Origin of the sequence: Nonomuraea rhizosphaerae (genome assembly GCF_019396405.1) — a bacterium.
In the GTDB taxonomy this organism is placed as follows: domain Bacteria; phylum Actinomycetota; class Actinomycetes; order Streptosporangiales; family Streptosporangiaceae; genus Nonomuraea; species Nonomuraea rhizosphaerae.
Genome location: NZ_JAHKRL010000180.1, coordinates 1 through 2,443 on the forward strand (window position 1 = coordinate 1; position 2,443 = coordinate 2,443).

Genomic DNA, 2,443 nt, shown 5'->3' on the forward strand with positions numbered 1-2,443 from the left:
CGCCCGCTCACGGCCCTCCCGTGAGCGGCCCCTCATCCCCGAACCGCCCCGGAGACGTCCGGGGTCACGCCTGACGCCACTCCGCGACCGTTCCCGGCTCGTGCAGGCACAGGTCAGGGGCCCCTTCCAGAGCCTTCTCCTCGCCTCCGGGCGTGTACGTGACGATCAGCCGCAGCGGCCGCCACGTGGTGTTGAAGGTGGAGTGGTAGGCCCCCATGGGAATGTGGACGCTGTCCCCCTCCTTGATCGCGAACGGCTCCCCGTCGTCCACCATCTGCTCCCCCTCACCGGAGATCACGTAGATGACCTCCTCGGCGCCGGGGTGGTTGTGCCGGGCGTGCCCCTTGCCGGGGTTGACGATGACCTCCCCCAGCGAGCTGCCCGCGCCGGGGATCGCCGACGGGGTGACGAACCACTTGATGGACCCCCAGTCGAAGGCCATCGTGGGCACGGAGTCGGGGCTGACGTGCATGACGTTCTCCTCAGAGTTGCTAGAACGACAGGGACTTGAAGGCTCGTACCTGCTCGGTGATGGCCAGCTCGGTGGGCAGCCGCTCGACCGACGAGGCGCCGAAGAAGCCGACCACGCCCTTGGTGCGCGACAGGACGTAGGCGGCGTCGGACGGCTCGGCGATCGGCCCGCCGTGGCACAGCACGAGGATGTCCGGCCGCACGGAGGCGGCGGCGTCGCGCATCTCCTGCACCCGGCTCACCGCCTCGTCCAGGGTCAGGGCGGTGCCGGCGCCGATGCTGCCCTTGGTGGTCAGCCCGACGTGCGGCACGAGCACGTCGGCGCCCGCCTCGGCCATGGCCCGCGCCTGGTCGGCGTCGAACACGTACGGCGCGGTGACCAGGTCGCGCTCGTGCGCCAGCCGGACCATCTCGACCTCCAGGTCGTAGCCCATGCCGGTCTCCTCCAGGTTCTGGCGGAAGACGCCGTCGTACAGGCCGACGGTGGGGAAGTTCTGGACCCCGGCGAAGCCCATGGCGGCGAGCTGGTCCAGGAAGCGGGGCATCACCCGGAACGGGTCGGTGCCGCACACGCCGGCCAGCACGGGCGTGTCGCGGACCACCGGCAGCACCTCCGAGGCCATCTCGACGACGATCTGGTTCGCGTCGCCGTACGGCAGCAGCCCGGCCAGGGAGCCGCGCCCGGCCATGCGGTAGCGGCCGGAGTTGTAGATGATGATCAGATCGACGCCGCCGGCCTCGGCGCACTTGGCGGACAGGCCGGTCCCGGCGCCCGCCCCGATGACGGGCCGCCCCGCCGCCACGTTCTCGCGCAGTCGCGTCAGTACGTCCTGCCTGTTCACGGTGTGCCTCCGGAGATCAGCTCGTGCAGCCTGTCGGCCATGGCGCGGCCGAAGGACGGGTCGTTGATGTGCGCCTCCACTTCCTCCACCGCCACGCGCGAGCCGCGCAGCCCGTCCACCAGCGCCTCGAAGCAGGCCGTGTCCGCCTTCGGGTCGGCGAACGCCTGGCCGGGAGCGTCCAGCGCGGACACGCCGCCGCGCGGGACGAACAGCGCGGCCGGGCCGCTCGCGTCCCTGAGCTTGGCGGCCACGCGGCGGCCCAGCTCGCCCATCTCGTCCGGCGTGGTGCGCATCAGCGTCACGGTGGGGTTGTGGACGTACAGGAGCCGGTCGGCGAACCGCGGCGGGACGGTGTCGCGCGGCCCGAAGTTGACCATGTCCAGGGCGCCGGGGGCCACCACCTGGGGCACACCGTGCTCGCCCGCCGCGGTCAGCCGCGAGGGGCCGGCCGACAGGACGCCGCCGACCAGGTCGTCGGCCAGCTCGGTGGTGGTCAGGTCGAGCACCCCGGCGAGCATCCCGCTGGCCGCCAGGCTCTCCAGGGCCTTGCCGCCGGAGCCGGTGGCGTGGAAGACGAGCACCTCGTAGCCCAGCTCGCCGAGGCGTTCGCGGGCGGCGTCCACGGCGGGCGTGGTCACGCCGAACATGGACGCGGCGACCAGCGGCCGGTCGTCGCGGATGGCGGTGCTCCTGGCCCTGGCGAGCTGGTGGGCGGCGGCCATGCCGGCCGTGGCCGCCGCGGCGTTGCCGAGGATCACCCGGGAGACGCGGTTGACGCCCGCGATATCGACCACGCTGTACATGAGCGTGACGTCTTTTGCCCCGACATAAGGGGACACGTCCCCGGCCGCCATCGTGGACACGATCAGCTTGGGCAGCCCGATCGGCAGGTCGCGCACGGCCCGGCCGGCGATCGAGGACCCGCCGCTGCCGCCTACGGCCAGCACCGCGTCGGCCCGGCCGTCCGCGTAGAGCTCGGCCAGGATCGCGGCGGCGCCCTCGCCCATGGCGGTGACCGCCGCCCCGCGGTCGCCCGCCTCCCTGAGCGCGCTCAGCGAGGCTCCCGCCGCCTCGGCGACCCGCGTGTTGGAGACGTCGGCGAGCAGTCCGTCGTCCGGATGCTCGCCGGT

General features: G+C 73.1%; 3 protein-coding genes. All 3 read right to left on the reverse strand.

What is annotated here, in order from left to right:
• Positions 1-64: 64 nt before the first annotated feature.
• Positions 65-472 (reverse strand): cupin domain-containing protein, encoded by a 408-nt coding sequence (locus KME77_RS08980; RefSeq protein ID WP_219463878.1) that lies wholly within the window; start codon positions 470-472, stop codon positions 65-67.
• A gap of 19 nt (positions 473-491) precedes the next feature.
• A complete protein-coding gene (locus KME77_RS08985; protein ID WP_219463880.1) occupies positions 492-1,313 on the reverse strand; it encodes a phosphoenolpyruvate hydrolase family protein in 822 nt (273 codons plus the stop codon).
• Positions 1,310-2,443, reverse strand: a 1,134-nt coding sequence (locus KME77_RS08990) for a Tm-1-like ATP-binding domain-containing protein (RefSeq protein WP_219463882.1), incomplete at its 5' end; no start/stop codon positions are given. The genes KME77_RS08985 and KME77_RS08990, both read right to left, overlap by 4 nt.